This is a genomic window from Janthinobacterium sp. B9-8 (genome assembly GCF_000969645.2).
Taxonomy (GTDB): domain Bacteria; phylum Pseudomonadota; class Gammaproteobacteria; order Burkholderiales; family Chitinibacteraceae; genus Iodobacter.
In genome coordinates this window covers 2,727,408-2,750,450 of sequence record NZ_CP014222.1, presented here as the reverse complement: position 1 = coordinate 2,750,450, position 23,043 = coordinate 2,727,408, and the positions used below count along the sequence as shown (strand labels likewise).

The following is a 23,043-nucleotide window of genomic DNA, read 5'->3' as shown; positions in this document are numbered from 1 at the left end:
GGCGGGTGTGAGGCGGGCTTTTACATTACTTGCTGATTTGGGCAAGGATCGTTTCGGCGATCAGTTCGTCGTCGCTTTGACTAAACCCCAGCAATTCACGCGCTGCGTATTTGTGCCTGATGCCGCGCTTGGCATTGACGGTATCGACCAAACCAAACTGGTGAACGCGGGCAAGGCGGTTGGCGCTGGGGCTGAAATGTACGGCGGCCCCGTTGGCGGTGCTTTGGGTTTTAAGATGGCGGGCGGTGCGCAGCTTGGTAAACATCTTGCGCTTGATGCGTCCGCCTTTCTTTCGCATCTGCGGCAAGCGTGGTGCGTAGGGCGTGCCGTCCGGGTTTTGGTTGGCAGCGATGTGGGCTTGCTGGCGTTTACGCAGCTCAGTAGCGAGGCGCTTATTCATGCCGCGTAATGCTTTGGCGTCCAGATTGCCAAGCAAGCCTGAAGCCCAGCCTTCCAGCGCTTTAAAGTTGTCGCTCATTCAACTGGCCACGGCTGATCGCGCAAGAATAAAGCCCAGTCTTTGCCCGCGTATTCATCCAGCGGCGGCTCGCCGTAATGGGTGATGACGGGCTTGCCGTCTACCTCTCGCACGACCACGCGCTCAGTCAGATTGATTTTAATCGAAAGGTCGATGGTGTTGTGGTTCAGGATATCTGCTTCAAAGCTAATGCCGTTCTGGCGTTTATCGACATTACTAAACAGCTCGGGCTGATTGCTGCTTACCCAAGCCAGCACCGGCACCATAATGGTGTCAGGGTGGTCGGCGTAATCCTGAATGATGGCGTTTAGGGTGTATTGATATTCAAAGGAAAGCGACTTGCCCGCCGTGGCAATCAGTTTGCCTTCATCAATAAAAATGGCGAGCTTATCGGGGTTGTGGGCAAGGTGGCTGACTGTTTTAGAGAGGTATTCGCGCAGGTCGGCGGGCTTAATCATGTTGCATTTTCGCTTGGCAGCTTTGGATCATATCGACTTGTGCCGCGCAGCTGTGCCATGCGGCTTCCAGATCATCAATCGCCAGACTCAGTTCGCCGTTGGTCCTGGCTTGGCTCGCTGGCAGGCGGCAGGCTGTCACGGTGGGACAGCCAATCCCGATAAGCTGCACCGCTGGCGATTTCGGGGCGCTGGCGCAGGCGGATAACATCAGCAGGCAAGCGAGTATCAGACCAGTCCCTGACTTCTTTGCTTTCATTTTTAAGTTGCTCCATAGCGCGTTTGTTCTTAAGAAGCGCGGTGTTGACGCTTTCAATGCTGCTGCGTAAATCAGCCTGGGCGGCGTCGTTGTCGCTGCTGGCTTTGTAAAGCTGTTCAAGCAAGGCCGCTTGCTGGGCCTTGTCTTGTTCGCTGGCGTTTAATTCCAGTTGCAGCAGCTCGGCTTTGTGCTTTTGGCCCTGGTGTAAATTGATGGCAATCAGCAGCGCGGACAGAAAGCACAAAGCAACAAGGGCAAGGGCGGTGAGTCGGCTCATTTAACCCCCGCGTAATAGGTTTTATCCCCGGCAAACTTGGTCAGCACTTGCCGCCGGTTGGCCCCTTTACGAAAGCCGATATGCACCCATGCGCCCGGCAGTGTGGGGGACTCTAAAATCAATTGATCGAACTCGATATCAGAGGCGGCCAATACCCTTGCAATCGTTCTGGCCGTGCCAAACTTCGGACAGCGAATATCTACAGCGCGGGCGGTGGCGTGATCGCTGCTGGCACTGCCTCCTACCGCCTTATTTAATGTGGAGTTACGCCAGCCGCTAGTAATAATGAGGGGATTGTTTCCGAGTATTGCCCGGACTTTTTCGAGTTGCTGGCAGGTGTACGCCGCGTTTTCGAGCATGTTTACGGGCAGGCTGTTGTCGATGTTGTACTGCGCTGCGGTTTGGCTGGCGGTGAATTCGCGCAGGCTGAAGTGTGGGGAGAGCTGGGGTGAGGTGTTCAATGTGAGGCTCCTTGTTTAGAAATTTCCGGATGGGCCATGCCAAAGCAGCCCATAAATCGCTGACATTGCCGCGCTTAAAGCAGAAATACAGGCCGCTAAACAGCAGTAAAAAGGTCAGCGGCGCACTGGCGGGCGTGATCCCCAGCAGAAGGCGGATCGCTGTGAGGCCGTAACAGACTGTTAAGGCGTAGGCAAAAATAGAAATGCTTGTGCTATGGGCTTTGCTGTTTCGATTGAACAGGGCAATGCTGAGCGCCGCAAAGAGGCTGGCCAGCACGCTGATGAGTAAATAAAGGTTCATTTTTTGCCCCCGATGTTGAGCAAGTCCTCGGGGTGCTCGGCGCGCAGGATCAGCCATTGCAATAGCTTCATGCTGATCGCTCCCGCAATCAGTGCGCCGATGCCTTCGCTAACGACAATCGAAGCGGGCAGGGGGATGGCGATCAGATCAGCCACCAGTTTTGCGGCCACACAACCGGCCACAAAGGCAGTCAGAAAGAAAACGATCTTCTGTAAAACGCTGAGCTTTTGCGCGGTCATGATAAACACCACGGCCCCTGCAAAACTGCCCATCAAAACGTCGGCGTGTATCCCTGAAAACAGCCCCGCAATAGTGAGTAAAAACACGGTGAAAGAGGCGGCGGTGCCGGTGAGCGGTTCGGTCATTGGTTTAGTCCCATAGTTGAATCATGGTTTTTTGGATGGCGGGCGGGCTGATGTTGGGCAGCTCGATCACGGTACCCATCTTGAGCACCGGCCCCATATCGGCCAGCCGGTGATTGGCAGCCAGCACGGCCTCGGTAATGCCGGCTGTTTTGCCGTAAACCCGAAAGCAGATCTCGTCCAGCGTCTCGCCCTGGCTTGCAATCACTTGCATCAGAGCAACTCGACCGTGGCGCGGGCGCTGCCGATCAGATCCCGAATGGCCCAGCGTGCGTCGCGGTTTAAGTCTTCGATGGGATCGCTGAGCTGGTCGGCCTTATTGTGGCCGTCGCCGGTACTGTCAAAATCCCGGTAGCGCTCGGTCAGGTTGGCTTTGGCTAAGCAGTACACGGCGCGGGTGTAATGCCCGACTAAGATGTTCTGGCCGTCGATGGTGTCGCTGTCCACCTCGGTCAGGTCGTTAAACCCCTGCCCGATCTGTTTAGCTTTGTACTTGCGCAGGTCTTGATTGGCGCTGGCCATCGCGGCAATCAGTGCCATCTTTAAACGCGGCGGGGTGACGGTGCCATCCAGGCGCAGGCTGAGCCGTGCGTCGGCGATATCGATATCCGGCCAGAAGCCGCTGTTCTTAATGATGGGCTCTAAGACTTCATCGTTTTTTTGTGCTGCAATAAATCCCATGTTTTGCCCTTGTGAAGAAGAGGTGGAGGGGGATTTGAAAGAACCTTAAAAGGCTTCGCCTCCCCCTGCCTCTCGCTGCGGGGTTCGCCCGGTCGGCTACTTTTCAGCGGCCTTGTTCTTCATTTCCCGCTCCAGTTTTTCCAGATCCTTAATCACGCCGCACTTGGGGTGCAGTGCTAAGGCTTGCCGGAAATAGTCGGCGGCAGCGGGTTTGTTGTGCTCAGATAAGCCGTAGGCAATGGCCTTAAACAGCTTGGCCTTTACCTGGTCGGGCATATCTTCGGCCTGGGTGATTTCGGCAATCTCTTGCAACCCGGCGACGTCGATGACTTCGCCCAATGCCCGGCCATTCATGGCGGTATCGGCCATTTCTTCCACCACCAGGCACGACAAGGTGCGCTGGTACTGATCCGGCAGAAACAATTTATGCTTGATGGCATAGCGCACAATCGGCAGCGCGGCGGTGAAGTTGCCGGTGTCGATCATCCACACCATGACCGTCATCAGCACTTCATCCTGCCCGCCGCCCTGGGCGGATAAAGCGCCGCTGATCCATGGTGCGTAATCGGGCAGCATCTCGCGCTTGGCATCGATCTTGCGGCTAAGGGACTGGATCTGCTTAAGCCGTCGCTTGTCGCTCGCCAGCTTATGCAACATCAGCGCGTAGCCGCTGGCATTCACATGGGCACCCGAACCGCTTTCTTTCGAGAGCTGAGCCGCCGTCATGCGTAGCAAGTGGGCTTTTGCGGGACTCACTTTTCTGCCTCTGCGGGTTTTTCTTCCGTGCGCTCTTCGGGCAGCAGCTCGATGTTTTCAATCAAGCAGCCCGCTTCATACGCTTCAATCACATAAGCGTCGTTCGAGCTTTCGTAATCGGCAATCTGGTCATAGTCCGGCTCTTCACGCACATGACGGCGGCGGCCTCCCTCTTGCCAGTACAGCGACAAATTAGCCAGTGGCTGAATCAGTATTTTGTCTTTCGGGAAGAAAGGCACGGTGACGGCGGTTTTGCCACCAATGCGCTTTTGGCTAATCAGCATATCCAGCGCCATTTCTTCGGTGGGCGCGTGCTCGCTATTGATCTTGGGGAAGTATTTATCGGCTAGTAATTCGCTGGATACGATCACCACTAAATTGGGGTTTTCGCGGTACTCGGGGTGAATCAGAGTATTCACCGCATCAAACACCAGCGCGTCGAGGTTGCTGTACTCGCCTTTTTCGGTCTTCCATGTAACGTCGTCTTCACCCTTGACCTGGGTTTTACCAACAATGATTTTGTCAGGGTGCTTCTCTGTGCCTGTCATCACATTGGTCGGCGCGTTGTCGCGGTACTGCTGGAGCCAGCCTTTGTTCACGTCTTGCAAGAGCGGGAATTTCTCGCGGTCGGTGTCTTCGGCCACCGATACACCATTAAAGCCGATCATGATTCGATCAAGCGCTTGCTGGTGAACGATCATGTCGCGGATTTTGGTCTGGAAGTCTGGAAACTTGGCCCACATGTCTAGCTTTGCATAGCCGATGCCGGTATCAAAGTTGGTTTGTACACAGCGATAGCGGCCAGAGCTTAATCCCGTCACATCACGCGTTTTACGTGGATTTTTTTTAGTATTGGTGCGGCCTGCAATCGTGCCGGTTACGCCCATCCCCAGTTTTTCGCCCTCCATCTCTGTGACAGAGGGCATATTGATCTTACCGAGGAAGGTGCTCGACAGTTGCACGCGGGTTTCTAGCTTTTGCTGGATGGATGGATCAACCGTAAAGGATTGATTTGCGGAGGGAACATTATTTAATTGAGCAACTTTTTTTTCAAAAGCGTTATAGGCAATTCGCGTTTCATTGCGCATGGTGTTTCCTTAATCGGGTATTGAATTGTTTTTATTGAATGGCGGGATATTAATTAATCAGCAGTCTGTTTCTAAAGACACTGTGCCGCCGGTTGCTTTATCACGACCTCCGGAAAAATGCGCCGGTTCGTTTTCAATCTTTGATTTGAATTCACGTAATTCGGTAATGCTGGCGTTTAATTCATCCATACGGCTATTGAGCGTGCTATGGCCTTCGGCGGTTTCGGCTTGATACTCGGCTACGGCTTCAATGGCTTGCTGAATATCTGAGAATTGCTGATTGGTTTGTACTTCTTTTTTGGCAAAGATTTTTTTAACTGAATCTAAAATAGACACGGTGGGGGCTTCCTCTTGCTCTTCTTCGAGCGCAAATTCAATGGCATCCGTAAACAAACATGCTTTATTTGTTTTACGGGAAAATAGCGGGCTGTTGTTTCCGGCGGTAGCAGAGAATTGCAGCATCTCTGTGCCTAAGCTGGCGGGGTTATCGGTGACAGCAAGTCCCACCAGATAGGCTTCGCCTGAGCCTGCAAAGTCGGGGTCTACTTCGATAGAGGTGTAAACCTTTTGCCGTTCTTTATTCATCTTGATCAGATCAGCCGTCGGGTCGATAGTGGCAAAGAGCGCCATTGCGCCGTTTTCTTCTTTGACGGATACGGCAACCACATCGCCATAGGCTTTAAACACGCTATCTGGATAAAGGCCCTTGATGTGTTCTAAATTAATGCGCGCCCCAAATTGCTTAGGGTTGTAATTCTTGGCCATCTGGCTAAGCCATTCACGGGTGATCTTGCGGCCATCTGTGGTGGAGCCTTCGGTGGCAACTCGAAAAGATTTATATTTCATATATCCTTCTGCGATTTATTTGAATTGAATAAGTGTCTTATCTCGGTAGCCCCCACTATCAACACAAATTAAACCCCCATCAATTAACGCCTTTTGTGAATTCCTATTTCACAAAAACCATTCAAATACACCTCTGTTTTATTCCCTTAGCCTTTGGCTATGGAAAATACACACAGCAAAGAGCCCCGCACCGAAGCCCGTCGGCTTTACTGGGCAGGTTGGCGGGTATCAAGGATTGCGGAATCATTAGGCGAAAAACCCGCCACGGTGCATAGCTGGAAACGGCGCGATGAGTGGGACAAAAAGAAGCTGATTGAGCGCGTCGAAGAGTCCCTCGAATCGCGCTACATCTTTCTTTTGAATAAGGACAAAAAAGAAGGAATCGACTTTAAAGAAATTGATTTGCTCTCGCGGCAAATGGAAAGAGTGGCGCGGATCAATAAATACAACGGCGGTGGTAATGAGGCTGATTTAAACCCGAATATTGCCAGCCGAAACAAGGCAGAGCGCAAGAAGGCCGTTAAGAACGATTTTAACGATGAGCACGTCGCTTTAATCAAAGAAGCCTTTCTGGATTCTTTGTTTGGCTATCAAGGCGGCTGGTTTGAGGCGGGCAAGAAACACAATTTTCGTAATGTCTTAAAGTCCCGCCAGATTGGCGCAACTTGGTACTTCGCCCGCGAGGCGCTGTTCGATGCGATGACTACGGGCCGTAATCAGATCTTTTTAAGTGCCAGCAAGGCGCAGGCCCATGTTTTTAAGCAATACATTATCGCCTTTGCGAAAGAGGCTGCCGATTTAGAGCTGAAAGGCGATCCCATCGTCTTGCCCAATGGCGCAACGCTGTACTTCCTCGGTACAAACGCCCGCACTGCGCAGAGTTACACCGGCAATCTATATGTCGATGAGTATTTCTGGATTCCGCGTTTTCAGGAACTCCAAAAAGTCGCCTCGGGCATGGCCCTGCATTCGCACTGGCGGCAAACCTATTTCTCGACACCTTCCAGCCTGAACCACGATGCTTACCCGTTCTGGTCAGGCGATGCCTTCAATAAAGGCCGCGCCAAAGCCGACCGCATCCTGCTCGATGTTAAACCCGCCAGCCTCGCAAAAGGTCGCCTCTGTGGTGACGATCAGTGGCGGCAAGTCGTGACCATCGAAAACGCGATTGAAGGCGGTTGTAATCTGTTCGATCTGGACAAGATCAAAAAACGATATAACCCCAACGATTATCAAAACTTGCTGATGTGTGAGTTTATCGACGATAGCGCCAGCATCTTTCCCTTATCTGAATTGCAAAAGTGCATGGTTGATAGCTGGGAAAAGTGGGAGGACTTCAAAGCCATTGCCCCGCGCCCCTTTGGCTACTGGCCTGTATGGATTGGCTACGATCCGGCTTTATCTGGGGACAGCGCGGGCTTGATCGTATTGGCCCCGCCGCTGGTGCCTGGCGGTAAGTTCCGCGTCTTAGAGAAACGGCAGTGGAAAGGCATGGACTTTGCCGCGCAGGCCGAAGGCATTAAGCAAATCTGCAGCCAATACAACGTGGCTTATATCGGCATTGATACCACCGGCATTGGGCAAGGCGTTTATCAACTGGTTAAACAGTTCTACCCAGCGGCTAGGGCCATCAATTACAGCGTGGATATGAAAGCGCGCTTAGTGATGAAGGCTCAGGACGTGATCCGTAAAGGACGCTTGGAGTTTGACGCGGGCTGGACGGATCTTGCCGCCGCATTTATGGCGATTCAAAAAACCATGACGGCCAGCCAGCGGCATGTGACTTACACGGCCAGCCGCTCCGAAGAAGTCAGCCACGCCGACTTAGCCTGGGCATGTATGCACGCGCTACTCAATGAGCCGCTCGAAGGCTCGAACTCTACCAATTCTGGCTTTATGGAAATGTGCTAAACATGAAAAAACAATCTTACTATCAAGCAAAAGCAACCTTAACGCCAGAAGTAAAAGCGCCCGATAACGCTGTGGCCTTCACCTTTGGCGAGCCTTCCGCCGTGCTGGATCGCCGCGAGCTGCTGGACTTCTTAGAGTGCGTGAACAATGGCAAATGGTACGAGCCGCCGATGTCGTTTGATGGCCTAGCAAAAACCTACCGCGCCACCGTTCACCATTCCAGCCCGCTGCAAGTTAAGCGCAATATCCTGTTAAAAACCTTTATCCCGCACCCGCTGTTAAGCCGGTCGGAGTTTTCCAAGTTCGCGCTCGATTACCTGATCTTTGGCAATGCCTACTTAGAAAAGATCACCAGCCGCACCGGCAAGGTGCTGGGCCTGAAACATGCGCTGGCTAAATATATGCGGGTAGGGCTGAAAGAAGAGCAGTATTTTCAGATCCTTGATTACGCCAACGAGCACCAGTTCCAGCAAGGGGCCATCTTCCATTTATTAGAGCCCGATATTAATCAGGAGATTTACGGCCTGCCTGAATACCTGTCGGCGCTCAATTCAACCTGGCTCAATGAATCGGCCACGCTGTTTCGCCGTCGCTACTTTGCCAACGGCAGCCACGCTGGTTTCATCCTGTACATGACCGACGCCGCGCAAAACGAAAGCTATATCGATGATCTGCGCACCGCATTACAAGGCAGCAAAGGCCCAGGGAATTTTAAAAACTTAATGGTGTACGCGCCTGGCGGCAAGAAAGACGGCATGCAGATCTTGCCTATCTCTGAAGTGGCGGCCAAGGATGACTTCTGGAACATCAAAAACGTAACGCGTGACGACCAACTCAGTGCCCACCGCGTACCGGCGCAACTGATGGGCATCATCCCTAACAACACCGGCGGCTTAGGTGACGTAGAGAAGGCGGCGACCGTGTTTGCTTATAACGAGATTGAACCATTGCAGGAGCGGATGAAGGAGCTGAATGATTGGCTGGGGGTGGAGGTGATCCGGTTCAAACCTTATTCATTATCAGAAAATAAGTAAAGAACAAGTCCGCAAATAGCGGGCTTTTTATTTTTCATGATATTTACTATATTTATAGAGTTACTGTTTGTTTTTTTTGTTCTTAATTAAATAGATCAAGTCGATTATTTCTTTAACATGATTAGTTGATAAATTATCGATTAGAGCGATTCTTTTTCCAATGCCATTCAGTGATGTTCCTATAATAACCCCCTTGAGGTTGTCTATGTCTATCCAAAATCTATCATGAAAATCATTGCTAATAATATCTATAATTTTTATTTTTGGTATTACGCTTTTTATAGCGTCATGTATTATTTTCTTTTTGTCTTTTGATTTTTCTAATGTCATGAAAGTTATACTTTCAAGTTCTTTTGAAATTTCCGATATAATTTTTTTTAAAATATCTATGCAAAAAGGATGCGTTGATGCTTCATAAAAATATGTATCAGTGATGATAAGGTTTTTTACTCCATTCAAGTTTTTTATGAACCCTAGAATAACTTTCTCTATTTCATTGACATGAATTCCTTTATGCATAAGCGCATCACAGGTGATTGAGTAATTGAATAAAGAGGAAATTCCATTTTTAGTAATGTAATCACGTAATATCTCTCGAATGAAAGTTTCATCTCGTTTTGAGTAGGTGAAGTTTTTATAAATATTTCTGCTCTTATCTAGTTCTTCGAAAAAAGTATTTATATCATTATTTTCATTGAGGCTTCTAACATAAATAATGCCTGCTTTCATATTGTCCATTTTTAATCCTTGCATATAAGAATAGATGTTGTTTAATAGCAGTTAGAGGTTTAACTGCTTGATTGGTCTAAAACTGGACGGAAAGGGCAAGCTAGAGTATTAAGTTTAAACGTCATTGCTCTACGCTACAAATTTAAGCTCTTTTACTCTTGTTACCCCAGCGCGCGCCCTCGTGACCCCGCCACGCCTGCCCACTTAACCCACTATTTTTTATGCACCTGCATGAGGAAGGCTTAAGCCGCGCCAAATAAGGCCCTAAACGGTAAAAAATGCCCCTACAAAAGCTTGCATAATTTGCGTATTGCTTGCCTGTTATTGCAATGCACGCAATTCCCCTCGCATCAAGGGGGATTGCGTAATTTTACTTCTACCTAGAGTCATTTTGAGGGAGGGTTACCATTGATGAATGAAGGATTGTTTTTTGAAAGTCAAATCTATACTGAAACCAATATAATAAACCTTTATATTACATATTTCACATTAAAATGCCATCTCCATCTATTAATGCTCTATGCTCTGCTTTAACATCTACTTTTCGTAGTCAAACATCTGCACAACCAGAAAAAGTTAATGGTATCGACGCCGATGGAATTAACATACTTAAGCATAATGGAATTACTCTATGTCAAAATGGTAAAGCTAACCAATTGGTTATTCATTGTCATGGCGGGTGGAAGGAGTTGGAGAAAGAGTCAAGCTATTTTACTCGTCAAGTAGGTGACGGCTGGACGGAAGTCCCAAAAGGCATGCGGCTAGATTTTTATACGGGAGATGGGGACTTTACAAAAGGATCTAGTGTATTAACTGAAGTGTCGCTGCGCTCAGATGAGGCATTGCTTGATGGCATTAAGCCTAGAACTGGATTATCTTCTGATGATTTATCGAAGCTCGCAGAGATGAGAAACACTTCGCCAGAAAATATGGAAAAAATGTTACTTTCGTCAGCAATTGGGGTTAAAGAAACAGTGCAAGAACTAACTACAGTAAAAGATTATGCGCTATATATCCATGATCAAAATGACCAAGTTATAAAATCATATCAAGAAGGTTCTTATGGGCGTGATATTGATATCGCGCTTGTTACGGAGAAAGAGCATAAAAGACATTTATCGGATGTTTTTGAAGCTATTTTAAAATCAGGGGCTAATTATCAGGTAATACATTTTGGTGCATGCCGCGTTAGTCGTTAAAAGTATGTGACTAAAATTGTGTAAATGGTAATCCCCTCTCAATATAATGATAGGCAGAAATAACGGTAGGCGATCCCCCTTGATACGGGGGGGATTGCGTGCCTTTGCAAGAAAAAAGCATGGGGTCAGGTCTTACATTTTACATGAGATAAAATTTACAGTGGTTTGCAAAGCAAGTTAAATTGATTGCTCATGTCAAATGTAAGACCTGACCCTAAAAACTAAAAAAACTTGGTGACTTACTCAATCAACGCATCGAGCCGTTTCTTGAGGTAGTGCTCTAGTAGCTTTTGACTTCCATCAAAAATTGTTTTGAATGGTGCATCTTTCAGTTCTGTTTTTAGCTTTAATAGTATTTCTTTATTTTGTAAAGATTTGGCAAAATCATGGCCCCTCTGTGTAAGCCGAATTGGTATGGATGTTAATGTTACGCTGCCACCTCCACCAATTCTAATGCCAATAGATTTCAGCCCGCTAAATTGTAAGTCTCGATTGCTGATTAACTCATTTTCCAGAGCAAGCTGTAGATGAAATAAGAATTCGTCATCTAGTCCTGATTGATTTGAGATTGTTATGCCGGCGTTCTGAATGTCTTGAATTGAAATATGTGCTTTGGGTGAGTTGATGAAGACATCAAGAAGTTTTGAGATGTATTCGATGTTTGGGCTCATTTCTATTGCTCCTTTGAAGATTGAATAACTGGGTTAAATTAATTACTTCATGTCGAATGTAAGATCTGGCCCCAAAGGTTTACGCACTAAAACTTGACAGTAAAGCCATCGATAAGTGGGGTTAATTTGTTAGTCCCATATTTTTTCGCCATTCCTCACGGCCAATAAATCCAAGATCACTACTGCCTTTTATTAAGGGAAGTAAGCCAATTTTATGCAACTCTTGCTCTATCGCATGGGCTGTATCTCGGTGTTGCTTACTCTCATTGCTAAATACTTCTTGTGTACTTATGACTACCGACCCAATATTGGGCATGTACCAAACGGCATAAGCAGAAGGTACATCTTCAGCTAATAATTCAGCTTTTATTAGTTGCATCCAGCTTATTTCCCTTCTATCTGGGAAAATGCAGTGCAAATCTGTATTTCCGCTTGTTTGGGTTACGTTAAAGAATTTGATGTCGTTTGAGAAATATTCAAATAATAGTTTAACCAGCCAGAAAAAAAACTGACTATCTTTTTCTCCGGAAATGTCAAAATCTATATTTGCTAGATTCGCATCAAGACTTAAGTAAGAAGTAAAATCAACTTGGATGGTATCTATTTTGTTTTGAAGCCACTTTTTGAATAATACATCGTCTTCCTCTTCTTTTTTTGTTAACCTAGCATTGTTTAATTTAATATTAGACCATCCATCGTTTATAAATTCTTCAGATTCAAATATTAGATCTATATATTTTTCTGCGTTAATGTTGGTCGCATATGGAAGTCTTTCGTCATCTCCAATTTTTAGGTGCCAATCTAAGTGAGTCTTTCCATTTAATTTGTTGATTATTTCTTTGTTTAATTGCATGTAAGATAAATATCTGGATGTGAATTCATTTTTTTTATTACTGTCTGTGCTTATTATAGATGCTTCTACAGTGTGGCGAGCCATTGTATATTCTCTCTTTATATTTTTTTGTTAATTAATTGCAATGATTTTCTATCTAAAGCAACGCAAATTATATTGTTTAAATCTTTATATTTGTTTGAATCAAATATTTTTTTCATATGGTTTGAAACAGTATCTTCTGTGAAAATCCAAAAGTGATGAATTCCACATGGTGACTCTATTTGAGTTTTTATTGCATCAGCTTGTCGCTGTGCCTGTTCGCGCATTTTCTTGCTGAAAATATCTTTTGCGTCATCAGGAGTTATTTTATCGCCACGACGGGGATTGGTTTTTTTAGCAAGCCATTTTGCATGTTCAAATGAATCAGTTTTTGAGCGTTCTAATAATGTTTTGTACCCATACTTCGCTTCAACTAAAGAACAATAGCTCGGCCAGAATCCATCAAACTGTACTTTTTTAGGATCGGCAGTTAATACATATTCTTTGATGGTGACAGGCACAAAATAGTACAGCATTGCCTTGTATTCTTCTGTTACTTTTGCGTAATCAAAAACGGAATCTGGTGTAAATACTTTATTCTCCAGCGAGTAATCACTGCTTACGCCTTCGGTTTCATCGCGTATTTTATGCAATTCAGCATCGTCTGATTTTGTGCTGCCTTTTTTGATTTTGATTGAAAACTTATTTTCCCGCCAGTTTTCATAATCAGGAACATTTGCCACTACCCATTGAAACAGCATTGAACTGAGCATGGTATTCATGTTCACTTCTTTGGTGTTGCCTTCTACGGTGCAACGGCAGGTGCGCTTTTTTCTGATATTGCTGAGTTCGGTTGTCAGAGCGGCACCAATTGCACCCGAACTCCAGAGGCGGGCTTCCCAGCCTTCGGGATTCATGGGGGGATGAGGCAAAGCGCCTGGCTGTTCTACCGCAGGAGGGAATGACACACTTGGGCGAATGATACGCGGTGGCGTTGCGCTTACACTGGCCTGTATGGATACATTGCCGTTAGGGAGTGCAACGGGAGCACCTGCCGTTTTTGCCGGGGCTTTCATTGCGAGCTTGCTGGCTTTTTTCATTGCCAGCGCTGAGGCAATATTCGCTAAGCTTTGATCTGATATGGCCACTTCAAATCGAACAGGTTTTTTGTAATCAAAAGAGTCCTCGCTATTAAGCGGATCTGTCTTGTTACTGCCTTTTTGTACTGTTTTGGCGATGATTGCTGTGGCTACAAATGTAAAAGCAATATCAAGAAGAACAATTGCTGGAACCATTTTATTTCCTATATGCCACTTAGCGTGGTTTTATTTCAGAGTAAGTCTTTCCCTCATTTTGCCAAAACTTAAGCCCCATATAGTCCTTAAAGGCAATATCAACCGGAATTGCCCGGCCATAGGCATCTTTTTTATCTTTAATGGCAATATCCATCTCCTGCACTTCATCATGATTGAGCAGGGTAAACGCTAGAATAATATATTGTGATCGGATAATAATATCGACTAAGCCTAGCTGGCCTGTCTTTACAATGGCTTCCCATGTCTTTTTATCATCAACAAGCGCGGATTTAAGCACTGGATCATCCTTAGCTAGCCTGTCTAGCATTTCTTTGACTTCTTGTTGTTCTTGTAGCTCGTTGACGCCATCCATATTGGATTCGCAGAATTCCATGCTTATGTTCTCTTGGTCAATTCAGTGGTTTGATGATGTGCCTGATTTGATGATGGGCGTCATAAAGCCACCATGCCTGAATCTGGCCCATTAGTTTTTTTTCTTGTTCTGGCGTAAATGTTTTAATCAGCCGCAACAATACAGGCGGATCATAAATACGGACTAAGGCTTCTTGGCCGCTTTTTAATTGGGCTTGCATAAAAGGCTGGATGGTCTTTTGTAGCTCTTTTAAATTCAGCGGCGTCCAGATCCAACTTAAGGAGGCTGTTTCGTATTCTATTTTTAACAGCTGTAAAAAAGCGTCGCTTTGTAAATAGCTGGGGTCAATATGGATCAGCCACGGGGCAAGATCATGTAAATTTTGTTCTGGCGTGTCTTCAAATAAAGAGCATCGCTCCCCAGCTGGCAGAATGAAGCGCAAGCGATGCAAGCCGCTTGTTTGTGCTGCGGCATCAATCAGTAAAAACAGGTTTCCTGTTGCAGGCACGGCTTCAGCGGGCCAAAACTGCTTGAAATGCTCATGCTGGACGAATGACATAATTGCTCCGGTCTTCTGCGGCCTGTTTTAAGCATGAAGGCTTTATCTCGCCATTTGGCATTTCTGGAAAAAACACATTCATTTGATCTGGCCCGCTCATTGCATGGTTTGCCCCTTTCACCGTCACTTCCCCTGGGCAATGAATCTCGATATTGCCGCCTTTTAGCCGGATATAGCCGCCACCTGCCGTGACTAAAACTTCATCTTTAGCCGAAATGCTAAGCAGCCCCTTGCAAGCCGTTACTTTCAGGTCTTTATCGCCGGTAATCTCGATATCGTTACTTTGCGCTTGCAGCTGGATTTTGCCCTTGGCGGCGATCAGTTTGAGCGCGACTTTATCTTTTACCCCCGCTACAAACAGGCTGATATGCTGGCCGACGTTATGTATCCAGCGGCGGCCTGATGTTTGGTTACTATCCCGCTGGGCGATCTGGTCGATATTGGTTTCGGCGGTGAGGGAAAGGCTCTGTGGCGTGGTGATGGCTACACCGTCTTCACCATGCAATAAAATAATTCTTTGCTGGCCTGCTTGTTCCTGAGATTTTGTTTTGCTGTCTTTATCGGTATTGCTACCGGCTGCAAAGCTTTTGCTGGCGTGGACGTGGTGATGCAGATGGCCGGTGGTTTCTTTTTCGCCCGGGCTATTATCTGGCTGGATGGTTTGCTCTTTGTCGCCGGTTTCCATTGTGTCGGCAAGTTGGTGGCTTGCCGTTTCGCCTAAGCTTTGCGCCAAGGCTAAAGCTGATTCAAGCTGGCTTTGGGCGGGCGTGTGGTCTAGCTGTTTGCCCGAGGCGCCGCTCTTGGCTTCGGTGCTGATGAGTAAACCCTTGGCGCGGATTGCCCCTTGATTGTCCGTGCGTAATTCAAAGCCTTCGCCCCGTGGCTCGCCTTTTCCGTCTGTGCGCGGGTGAATTAAATAGCCAAGGTTAAGCTGGGTTTTGCCGTGTTCGCTTGATAGCTTTGTGCGCACTTCGCCTTTTGTATCATCAAACAGCAGCTCGCCATACTGCCCGCCTTCATGTTCTTTGGTTTTGATGCCTGATAGCGTTTTATTGGCGGGTAAGGCACCAGCACCGCTGAAATTTGGCACTGAATGGCTACCGTTATAAACAGTGCCAGTTACAACAGGGCGGTCGATATCTCCTTCTATAAAGCTGACGGTTACTTCCATTCCCACCCTAGGGATAAACTGATGCCCAAAGCTCGCGCCTGCTGATGGCATGGCGACGCGGATCCAGCAGGATGACTTGTCGTCAAGATTTGCGCCAAATTCGGGATGCTCGGCGGCACGTTGCCAGTGGTACTGCACCTTAATACGGCCTTGCTCGTCGGTGTGGACTTCTGATCCGGCAGGGCCAACCACGGTGGCAGTTTGCAAGCCTGGGCTAGTGGGTTTGGTAAATTCTTGCTCGCCAAAATGACTAAGCACAGGCTGGCCGCGTCTTTGGGCGGTAAAGTCCACTTGATAAGGCGCGTTATCCTTGGCTGAAGTGGCAAGCAGGCTAGGGGCGATCAGTTGCAATTGCTGGCTTAAATCCGCTGGCAAATTATTGTTTGCGGTGAATTTAAGCTCAGTGATGGCGAATTCGCGCTGCTCAGCCGAATCGAAATCATGAGCGGGGTGGTCTTCTAGGCGAAACCATTGCCCAGCTTGCAAGCTGCGCAATGTACCTGAGCCGGTAAACGATTTCTTTTGTCCGTCTAAAGCATCTTGGCGCAGCTTTGCATCTTGGTTTAGCTGATCTAAATCGCTGGCGTAGTAATGCGCTTGCGGGTCGTAATATTCTAGGCTTGACTGGATTTGCTGCCCACCTTCGCCCTGATCGATCGCGCTTTCATTCAAGCTATGATTGGTGAGTGTGGCTTTATAGTCAAAGCTGGCAAGGGAAACCGAGCTGCTGCCGATTTGCCGCTGTGTATTCCAAACGGTGAGCGAATCGCTTTCCTCGGTTGCCGAGGCACGGTGAAAGCGAGCGATGGGCTCTAAAGCTTCGGGGATGGAGAAGACGTCATCAAAAACCACCAGCTGCACTTGAGGGGAATCGCCCGCCAAATGTTCAAAACGCCACGATAGGCCGCTTTCTTTCATTAAGCGGCACAGGAAGGTGTAATCGTCTTCGCGGTATTGCACGCAATAAGAGCGGGGAGGGTATTCGCCCGATAATTTGAAATCTAGTGCTTGGACAGATGCAAACACAGGGTTTTTGGCCTGATGTTCGGCCAGTACCTGTTTCACAATATCGACGGCTGACAAATCTTGGAAGACCCGAGAAGTGCGGCGATATCTAAGCAAGGCAAACGGCGGCTCTATCGTCAGTGCATACTTTGCAAAGCCCCCATCAGAGCCTAAGAGCTGTACCTGGCTAATGACCCCGCAACGTTCAACTGTGTCGCCATTGGCATCTGCTATTGCCAATACCACCGGCAAACCTAACAGCGATTTGAGTTCTAAATCGCCAATGGGGGAAAGACAATCGATTCGATAGAGAAAAGTCCGATTTATCCCTTCACTGCCTGTTACGTGCTGGGGTAATAGCTGTTCGCCCCATGCTGCACCATCGCCTAGTTGAAGAGAGATAAGGCGCTGATCCTGATTAAAAGCAGCGGCGAAAGAGGCGAGTAGATCAAGGGCCATGAGAAACCAAGGGCTTACAGGGGATTTCTATATTACACGAGGCTTTATGCTTGCTGATCTAGCCTTGCAAAAAATGTATTGTGTAATTATGCACAAAATCGAAAATTCTAAGGTTTACTCTTGTCTGCCTGAGTTGGTTTGCTCGAATGGTTGCTGCTCTTTTTCATGGGGTTTGGGGGCTGGCTGCCTAAATTCTGTAAGGAATGTTGCTATTAATGTTGCTATTGTTGGGCCTAAAAGGGCCTTTTTAAGCATAAAAAAAGCCACTTAGATTTCTCTAAGTGGCTGATTTCATTGCTTTGTACTGGTGGAGCCGGCGGGAGTCGAACCCGCGTCCGGAAGCACTCTATAGTGAGTTCTACATACTTAGTCATGTCATTTGGTTTTAATTCCCGACCACGCCGACCGACAGGCTTGGAGAGAACGAGTTACCTTAGATTTAGCCTCTGCCCAAGTAACCCGAGCAAAAGCGATCCCATCTTAATGACTCTGCGTATCGTTTTTAGGCGACCTACCCGATGGGCCCTGTAGTGCAGAGTCTAGCGCGATTAAGCGGCTAGAGCGTAGTTATTGTCGTTTGCGACTATATAAATTCAGTGTTTTACGGGAATCTGAGACCCCGGTATGCCCTCATCCACTTTGCAACCCCCGTCGAAACCATGGCGGCCCCAATGAAGATCTCTGATTATACGCGTAAGCCTGCTCTTGTACAACGTGCGCCTTCGCCGTAACGGGTTTCTAGCGAAGCTTGCTGGGGCTGATGGCTTAATTTTCTATGGATAACAATGGCTTATGTTTTTTTAGTAAATGGTAGCAATAGCTACCATTTACTAAAACTAGCCTGGCAGGTGCTGAAGTAGATCAAGCGGGTGGGCGATGCGGTGGTCGGCTCCCCATTCATGAGGTTTGTCCTTGCCGCTGATATAGCCGTAATCGGCTAGCACGGTGCGCATGCCTACTTTGCGGCCTGCTTCAATATCGCGTTCTGCGTCGCCTACATAGATGCAGTGGGCCGGATCAACACCAAGCTGGGCGGCTGCAAAATACATGGGTTTGGCGTCTGGCTTGGCCACGCCGACGGTGTCCCCCGAAACCACTACGCCGGGGCGGCAGGGGAAGGGGAGTTGGGCGATCAGCGGGTCGGTATAGCGGGCAGGCTTATTGGTGACAATGCCCCATTGCAGGCCACGGGCGGCAATTTTTTCGATCAGGGCGTGAATGCCTTCAAAGAGGGCGGTTTCTTCACAGAGGCTGGTTTCGTACAGAGCCAGAAAACGCTCGCGCAGCACAGCAAACTGCTCGTCTTGCGGGATAACTCCAAAGCCCAGCTCGATCAGGCCGCGTGCGCCGTGGGATGCCAGTGGGCGGATGGCGGAGTAAGGCTGCGGTTTGCGGCCTTCTTCGGCAAGCAGGCGGTTGAGTGCGGCGCCCAGATCTGGCGCGGTATCAGCAAGCGTGCCGTCAAGATCGAATAGGACTGCGGTAATCATGGAGTTTTCCTTGTGGGGTTTAAATGGATTTGCTTGATTTAAGGGGCTTTCCTTGTGGCAATCAGGTAGTTCACGGCAGCATCGTCATCGAGCTTATAGATTTTGGTGAGCGGGTTATAGCTTAGGCCGCTGAGCGATACGGTTTCGATTTCTGCGTTTCGGGTCATGCGGGCCAGCTCGGACGGCTTGATAAATTTGGCGTAGTCGTGCGTGCCGCGCGGCAGCATGCCTAAGACGTATTCAGCGCCCACCACGGCCAGCATATAGCTTTTGGCATTGCGGTTTAGGGTAGAAAAGAACACCCAGCCGCCGGGTTTGACGAGGCGGGCGCAGGCTGCTACTACGCTGGCTGGGCTCGGCACATGTTCCAGCATTTCCATGCAGGTCACGATGTCGTAACTTTCTGGTTCTTCCGTGGCGAGCTGCTCCACTGGCACGCAGCGGTAATCGACTTCGAGTTTTGATTCAAATAAATGCAGTTTGGCAACTTTAAGTGATTTTTCTGCCAGATCAATGCCAGTGACATTCGCCCCCTGGCGGGCTAGGCCTTCGGCCAGAATGCCGCCGCCGCAGCCTATATCGAGGATTTTTTTGCCAGCCAGCTCAACGTGCTTTTGCATAAAATCGATGCGCAGCGGGTTGATCTCGTGCAGAGGCTTGAATTCGCTCTCGGTATCCCACCATTTATGAGCGAGGGCAGAGAATTTGGCGATCTCGGAAGGGTCAACATTGATATTTGCTTCAGTCATCAGGCTTCCTTTTTGATGCGTTGTTGCCAGCGGCGAGCGCGGTTTAGCGTTTCGCCAGCGTTTAAGCTGAGGTGTTGCCCGGCTTGATAAACGCAGCGCCCGGCAATCCATGCATGGCTAACTTGCGAGCGATCCGCTGCATAGACAAGTTGTGAAATGGGGTCGTAGCAAGGCTGGGTCGCAGCAGCAGAGAGATCAACGGCGATCAAATCTGCTTGTTTGCCTACTTTAATGCTGCCTATTTTATCATCGAGGCGCATGGCTTTGGCAGCGTTTATGGTGGCCATTTCTAAAGCCTGCCAAGCGGGGATGGCTTCGGCATTATTGGCTTGGGCTTTGGCAAGCAAAGCGGCAAGGCGCATTTCGGCAAACAGATCGATTTTATTATTACTGGCTGCACCATCGGTGCCAATGCTTACATTGATACCTGCTTGCTGCATGGCATGAATACGGGCAATGCCGGAGGCGAGCTTTAAATTACTGGCCGGATTATGTGCAATATTTACGCCGTGCTTAGCAAGTAGGGCGATCTCTGTATCGCTGGTGTGCACCATGTGTGCCGCAACTAAATTCGATCCTAAAAAACCCAGCGCAGCGAGTCGCTCCAGCGGGCGCACCCCGTATTGTTTCAGGCTATTTTTGATTTCATCCTGCGTTTCATGGATATGGCAATGCAAGCCTAGGTCAAGCTCATCGGCTAGAGTAATGACTCGGCGAAAAGTGCTGTCGCTTACCGTATAGGGAGCATGGGGGGCGAGGGTGAAATGCACTAATGGCTCGCCATTAAATTCGGCGCGTGAGGAGAGCGCTTTTTTGATATAGCCATCCGCATCAGAGGCGAAGGGCGTGGGAAATTCTAAAATGCTGCAACCAATGCCCATCCGAAATCCGCTAGAAATAGCGGCGCAGGCCACGGCGCTGTGCTCAAAATACATATCATTGGCGCAGGTAGTGCCGCCAGCAATCATTTCCATAATGGCGAGCGTGGTGCCATCAAAAACAAAATCATCAGAAACATGGGCCGTTTCGGTGGGCCAGATATGCTGGTGCAGCCAAGTCATAAGCGCTAGATCATCAGCATAGCCGCGTAATAAGCTCATGGCCGAATGGGTGTGGGTATTAATTAGACCGGGGAGTAGCGCATGTTCTGCGAGTAAGGTTTCTTTGGCGCTAGGGTAAGCGGTACGTGCGGCACTGAGCGGCATAATTTGCACAATGCGTTCATGATCAGTAATAACGGCATGATCAATGAGCACAGTAGCATGAGGTTCGATTGGAATAAGCCAGCGCGGAGCAATAATCTGCATGGAATGATCTCGAATTAATCGATCAGAATAGTGGTTTTTATTTTTTATTGAATAGCCATAATTGCAGCTGCTGAATCTGCTTTAAGCATTGATTATAAAGGTATAGTTAATTTAATTAAGCGCATGTAATCTGCTTGTCATTCTTTGCAATTGATATTTTTTATATGACTTTTGAATTGTTTGATTTAGAAAAACAAAAAGCCGACCTTGCGGTCGGCTTTTTTTAAAGCGGTACTGCCTGCAAATTACTTAGCAGCAGAAGCTTCGGAAGCAGCAGCTTCGGAAGCAACTGGAGCTGCTTCAACAACAGCAGAAGCTGCTTCAACAACAGCTGATGCTGCTTCAACAACAGCAGAAGCTGCTTCAACAGGAGCTTCAGTTTTGCCGCAAGCGGACAGAGCAACAGCGATCAGAGCAGCAACTAGCAGGGACTTTTTCATTATGAACTTACCTTTGACAGAGACGAATGGGACAAACGAAATTAAATAGGTGCAATCAACCGTGGATCGATGCTGAAAAACTGCAATCATTCAGTGACCGACCGACAGCGCAAATAATATCACGTTTTATTTGAAAGAACAGTCCAACACATTATGAATACCGCTATTTAGGCAAGAATTCTGCAACGCCATGTAACAACATGTTAAATGTCTATAAATATAAGCGCTGCCATTCATTGCTTGGGCTGGATTGCTCCCAAAGGGCATTAAATTGCTGTTGCATCATCGCAACAATGCGTGAATCAGTGGTTATTTCGCCTCTTGGCCAATCAAAATGATAGCGATGTAACAAACATGTTTTATCGGCAAGAATAAAGCCTTGTTGCCAGTTAGAACAAGATTCATGTGCAAGCCGTAACTCAATTCTTTGCGGGAACCTTTCTGTCAATTGTAAAAATTGCGGACAGCGCTGGCTAAGGTAGTGAATATCAAAGCAAATCAGGCGCAAATACCCCGGAGGAGTGGCCGTAAAAAACGCCCATAAGGCATCAAAAATAGCTCGGCTGCCCAGATCACAGTGTGAAAAGTTGCGTTCGCAAAGGAGCAATTCTTGTTGCGCCGAGCCCATGATTTGCGCCACGGCTTGCGGATAAGCCGCGTAGGCGTCAAAAGTTTGTGCTTCAGGAGAGCTGTAAATAGCCATATTCGTAGCATTCATAAAGAATAGTAATCAGGCCTTCCGGGTAATCTGCGGCTGGCAGCTTGCGCTGGTCGGCTAGTTTTTGTAGCCAAGGTAGCGCTTCTGGCTCAAATTCAAGCGCTTCGCCATTGGCGTAAACACGATCAGCTTCGTACAGCATCAGCGCTTTGGCATCGATCATAATGCCGCCTTTGGCGATTTCTGCCGCAAAATCATCAAAATCAAGTGGCTCATTAGGCTGATTATAAAATACATGGGGCTTAGGTTCGGTGAAATAACTGCCGACAAAGCGGCGGATGGTTTCATCGTTCCAGGTGATGTTTTTCAGCATTTCGCCGATTTGTTCGACAAATTCGCTGTCAATTTCGGCGGGCCTAGCGGTGGGCTGGCGCTGTGGGTCACTATACATACCCTCAAGGCACAGCTCGTCTTGCAAGAATTCTAAAAACTTACCGGCGATTTCCTGTGTTTTTGGTGCTCTAAAGCCTATTGAATAGGTCATGCCTGGCTCAAGCGCTACGCCATGATGGGCGTACATCGGCGGCAGATACAGCATATCGCCGTGCTCCAGCACCCATTCTTGCTCTGGATGAAACTCTTTTAATACCCGAATTGGTGCGTCTTCAATAAAGCCGCTCGCGTCGTCGCTCGAGATTTGCCAGCGTTTCTTTCCACCAACTTGCAATAAAAACACATCGTAAGAATCATAGTGCGGGCCTACGCTGCCACCTGGTGGTGCGTAAGAGATCATTAAATCATCCAGCCTTGTGTAAGGCAGGAAATTAAATTGATAGAGCAGATCTGCAATATGTGGGACTAAATGATTGACGTTGCCAACTAAGATGGTCCAGTCGGTTTCGGCAAGGCGGGCAAAGCGTGATGGGCGGAAAGGGCCGGATTCGGCTTTCCAGCGGCCGCCTTTATACTCAATGAGCTTGGACTCCACATCCTCGTGTTGGGCCAGCTCGGCCAGACGTGCGTAATCGATCAGCTCGGGAAAGTTGCTCCAGGCATTGCGGATCAGTAATGGTTTTTTTTGCCAGTATTCTTTTAAAAATTCTTCCGGACTGAGTCCGCCTAAAAGTTGCATGTTTTTGCTCTATAACAAAATGG

At 48.1% G+C, this 23,043-nt stretch carries 26 protein-coding genes, 1 other RNA gene and 2 pseudogenes; 3 read left to right on the top strand and 26 right to left on the bottom strand.

All coding sequences use genetic code 11. The annotated features are described in order from the left end of the window. Window positions 1-25: 25 nt before the first annotated feature. The 12 genes and pseudogenes from VN23_RS12230 to VN23_RS12185 form a co-directional block, all read right to left on the bottom strand. On the bottom strand, window positions 26-478 hold the full coding sequence (locus VN23_RS12230; protein ID WP_046350631.1) for a phage virion morphogenesis protein: 453 nt from the start codon (window positions 476-478) through the stop codon (window positions 26-28). Continuing rightward, complete coding sequence (locus VN23_RS12225) at window positions 475-936, bottom strand: phage tail protein (protein ID WP_046350632.1); 462 nt, start codon at window positions 934-936, stop codon at window positions 475-477. The genes VN23_RS12230 and VN23_RS12225 overlap by 4 nt, the downstream gene beginning before the upstream one ends. After that, window positions 929-1,144, bottom strand: coding sequence for an Rz1-like lysis system protein LysC (gene lysC / locus VN23_RS22150; protein WP_231743249.1), 216 nt, complete (start codon window positions 1,142-1,144; stop codon window positions 929-931). Before lysC ends, VN23_RS12225 begins: the two co-directional genes overlap by 8 nt. Next, a pseudogene (locus VN23_RS12220) lies at window positions 1,116-1,469 on the bottom strand (hypothetical protein); the annotation flags it as partial. The gene lysC and the pseudogene VN23_RS12220, both read right to left, overlap by 29 nt. Then, complete coding sequence (locus VN23_RS12215) at window positions 1,466-1,930, bottom strand: D-Ala-D-Ala carboxypeptidase family metallohydrolase (RefSeq protein WP_046350633.1); 465 nt, start codon at window positions 1,928-1,930, stop codon at window positions 1,466-1,468. The gene VN23_RS12215 and the pseudogene VN23_RS12220, both read right to left, overlap by 4 nt. Window positions 1,931-1,994: 64 nt before the next feature. Then, a pseudogene (locus tag VN23_RS22450) lies at window positions 1,995-2,231 on the bottom strand (phage holin family protein); the annotation flags it as partial. Continuing rightward, window positions 2,228-2,596, bottom strand: a complete 369-nt coding sequence (locus VN23_RS12210) for a putative holin (protein WP_046350634.1) — start codon at window positions 2,594-2,596, stop codon at window positions 2,228-2,230. The pseudogene VN23_RS22450 and the gene VN23_RS12210, both read right to left, overlap by 4 nt. A 4-nt stretch (window positions 2,597-2,600) precedes the next feature. After that, window positions 2,601-2,807, bottom strand: coding sequence for a tail protein X (locus VN23_RS12205; protein ID WP_046350635.1), 207 nt, complete (start codon window positions 2,805-2,807; stop codon window positions 2,601-2,603). Further along, window positions 2,807-3,274, bottom strand: a complete 468-nt coding sequence (locus VN23_RS12200) for a head completion/stabilization protein (RefSeq protein WP_046350636.1) — start codon at window positions 3,272-3,274, stop codon at window positions 2,807-2,809. Before VN23_RS12200 ends, VN23_RS12205 begins: the two co-directional genes overlap by 1 nt. Window positions 3,275-3,370: 96 nt before the next feature. Beyond that, on the bottom strand, window positions 3,371-4,030 hold the full coding sequence (gene gpM, locus VN23_RS12195; RefSeq protein WP_231743246.1) for a phage terminase small subunit: 660 nt from the start codon (window positions 4,028-4,030) through the stop codon (window positions 3,371-3,373). Continuing rightward, window positions 4,027-5,118 (bottom strand): phage major capsid protein, P2 family, encoded by a 1,092-nt coding sequence (locus tag VN23_RS12190; protein ID WP_046350637.1) that lies wholly within the window; start codon window positions 5,116-5,118, stop codon window positions 4,027-4,029. The genes gpM and VN23_RS12190 overlap by 4 nt, the downstream gene beginning before the upstream one ends. Before the next feature lie 57 nt (window positions 5,119-5,175). Further along, window positions 5,176-5,964 carry a GPO family capsid scaffolding protein gene (locus tag VN23_RS12185; protein WP_062654892.1) on the bottom strand — a complete coding sequence of 263 codons (789 nt, stop codon included), beginning with the start codon at window positions 5,962-5,964 and terminating at the stop codon, window positions 5,176-5,178. A 159-nt stretch (window positions 5,965-6,123) separates the two neighbouring features. Between VN23_RS12185 and VN23_RS12180 the strand changes: the two genes are divergently transcribed. Then, window positions 6,124-7,875 carry a terminase ATPase subunit family protein gene (locus tag VN23_RS12180; protein ID WP_046350639.1) on the top strand — a complete coding sequence of 584 codons (1,752 nt, stop codon included), beginning with the start codon at window positions 6,124-6,126 and terminating at the stop codon, window positions 7,873-7,875. A gap of 2 nt (window positions 7,876-7,877) precedes the next feature. Further along, on the top strand, window positions 7,878-8,909 hold the full coding sequence (locus VN23_RS12175; RefSeq protein WP_046350640.1) for a phage portal protein: 1,032 nt from the start codon (window positions 7,878-7,880) through the stop codon (window positions 8,907-8,909). Between the two features lie 60 nt (window positions 8,910-8,969). Here VN23_RS12175 and VN23_RS12170 read toward each other — a convergent pair whose 3' ends face one another. Continuing rightward, window positions 8,970-9,647 (bottom strand): hypothetical protein, encoded by a 678-nt coding sequence (locus tag VN23_RS12170; RefSeq protein ID WP_046350641.1) that lies wholly within the window; start codon window positions 9,645-9,647, stop codon window positions 8,970-8,972. 485 nt (window positions 9,648-10,132) lie between these two features. On the opposite strand from VN23_RS12170, the gene VN23_RS21825 reads away from it, so the two are divergent. Next, a complete protein-coding gene (locus tag VN23_RS21825) occupies window positions 10,133-10,837 on the top strand; it encodes a putative adhesin (protein ID WP_046350642.1) in 705 nt (234 codons plus the stop codon). Window positions 10,838-11,076: 239 nt separating this feature from the next. Here the strand turns inward: VN23_RS21825 and VN23_RS12160 are convergent, their stop codons facing one another. The 13 genes from VN23_RS12160 to VN23_RS12095 form a co-directional block, all read right to left on the bottom strand. Beyond that, window positions 11,077-11,508: a DUF2513 domain-containing protein gene (locus VN23_RS12160; protein WP_046350643.1), complete on the bottom strand. Its 432-nt coding sequence runs from the start codon at window positions 11,506-11,508 to the stop codon at window positions 11,077-11,079. A gap of 121 nt (window positions 11,509-11,629) precedes the next feature. Continuing rightward, complete coding sequence (locus VN23_RS12155; protein WP_046350644.1) at window positions 11,630-12,445, bottom strand: Imm52 family immunity protein; 816 nt, start codon at window positions 12,443-12,445, stop codon at window positions 11,630-11,632. Between the two features lie 14 nt (window positions 12,446-12,459). Then, the gene (locus VN23_RS12150; protein WP_046350645.1) at window positions 12,460-13,677 is read right to left on the bottom strand and encodes a hypothetical protein; all 1,218 of its coding nucleotides are present in this window, start codon (window positions 13,675-13,677) and stop codon (window positions 12,460-12,462) included. 19 nt (window positions 13,678-13,696) lie between these two features. Next, window positions 13,697-14,071: a hypothetical protein gene (locus tag VN23_RS12145; protein WP_046350646.1), complete on the bottom strand. Its 375-nt coding sequence runs from the start codon at window positions 14,069-14,071 to the stop codon at window positions 13,697-13,699. Between the two features lie 16 nt (window positions 14,072-14,087). Further along, window positions 14,088-14,609: a DUF4123 domain-containing protein gene (locus VN23_RS12140; RefSeq protein ID WP_046350647.1), complete on the bottom strand. Its 522-nt coding sequence runs from the start codon at window positions 14,607-14,609 to the stop codon at window positions 14,088-14,090. Continuing rightward, the gene (locus VN23_RS12135) at window positions 14,590-17,244 is read right to left on the bottom strand and encodes a type VI secretion system Vgr family protein (RefSeq protein WP_046350648.1); all 2,655 of its coding nucleotides are present in this window, start codon (window positions 17,242-17,244) and stop codon (window positions 14,590-14,592) included. The genes VN23_RS12140 and VN23_RS12135 overlap by 20 nt, the downstream gene beginning before the upstream one ends. A 305-nt stretch (window positions 17,245-17,549) precedes the next feature. After that, window positions 17,550-17,914: a transfer-messenger RNA gene (gene ssrA, locus VN23_RS12125) on the bottom strand. A gap of 166 nt (window positions 17,915-18,080) precedes the next feature. Beyond that, the gene (locus tag VN23_RS12120; protein ID WP_046350650.1) at window positions 18,081-18,734 is read right to left on the bottom strand and encodes an HAD family hydrolase; all 654 of its coding nucleotides are present in this window, start codon (window positions 18,732-18,734) and stop codon (window positions 18,081-18,083) included. A 38-nt stretch (window positions 18,735-18,772) separates the two neighbouring features. Further along, window positions 18,773-19,483: a bifunctional 2-polyprenyl-6-hydroxyphenol methylase/3-demethylubiquinol 3-O-methyltransferase UbiG gene (gene ubiG, locus VN23_RS12115; protein WP_046350651.1), complete on the bottom strand. Its 711-nt coding sequence runs from the start codon at window positions 19,481-19,483 to the stop codon at window positions 18,773-18,775. Beyond that, entirely contained in the window at window positions 19,483-20,790 is a 1,308-nt protein-coding gene (locus tag VN23_RS12110; protein ID WP_046350652.1) for a TRZ/ATZ family hydrolase, read from the bottom strand. The genes ubiG and VN23_RS12110 overlap by 1 nt, the downstream gene beginning before the upstream one ends. 245 nt (window positions 20,791-21,035) lie before the next feature. Next, on the bottom strand, window positions 21,036-21,230 hold the full coding sequence (locus VN23_RS12105) for a hypothetical protein (RefSeq protein WP_046350653.1): 195 nt from the start codon (window positions 21,228-21,230) through the stop codon (window positions 21,036-21,038). Window positions 21,231-21,441: 211 nt separating this feature from the next. Then, window positions 21,442-21,933: a DUF7931 domain-containing protein gene (locus VN23_RS12100; protein WP_046350654.1), complete on the bottom strand. Its 492-nt coding sequence runs from the start codon at window positions 21,931-21,933 to the stop codon at window positions 21,442-21,444. After that, the gene (locus tag VN23_RS12095) at window positions 21,911-23,020 is read right to left on the bottom strand and encodes a cupin domain-containing protein (protein WP_046350655.1); all 1,110 of its coding nucleotides are present in this window, start codon (window positions 23,018-23,020) and stop codon (window positions 21,911-21,913) included. The genes VN23_RS12100 and VN23_RS12095 overlap by 23 nt, the downstream gene beginning before the upstream one ends. Window positions 23,021-23,043: the final 23 nt, after the last annotated feature.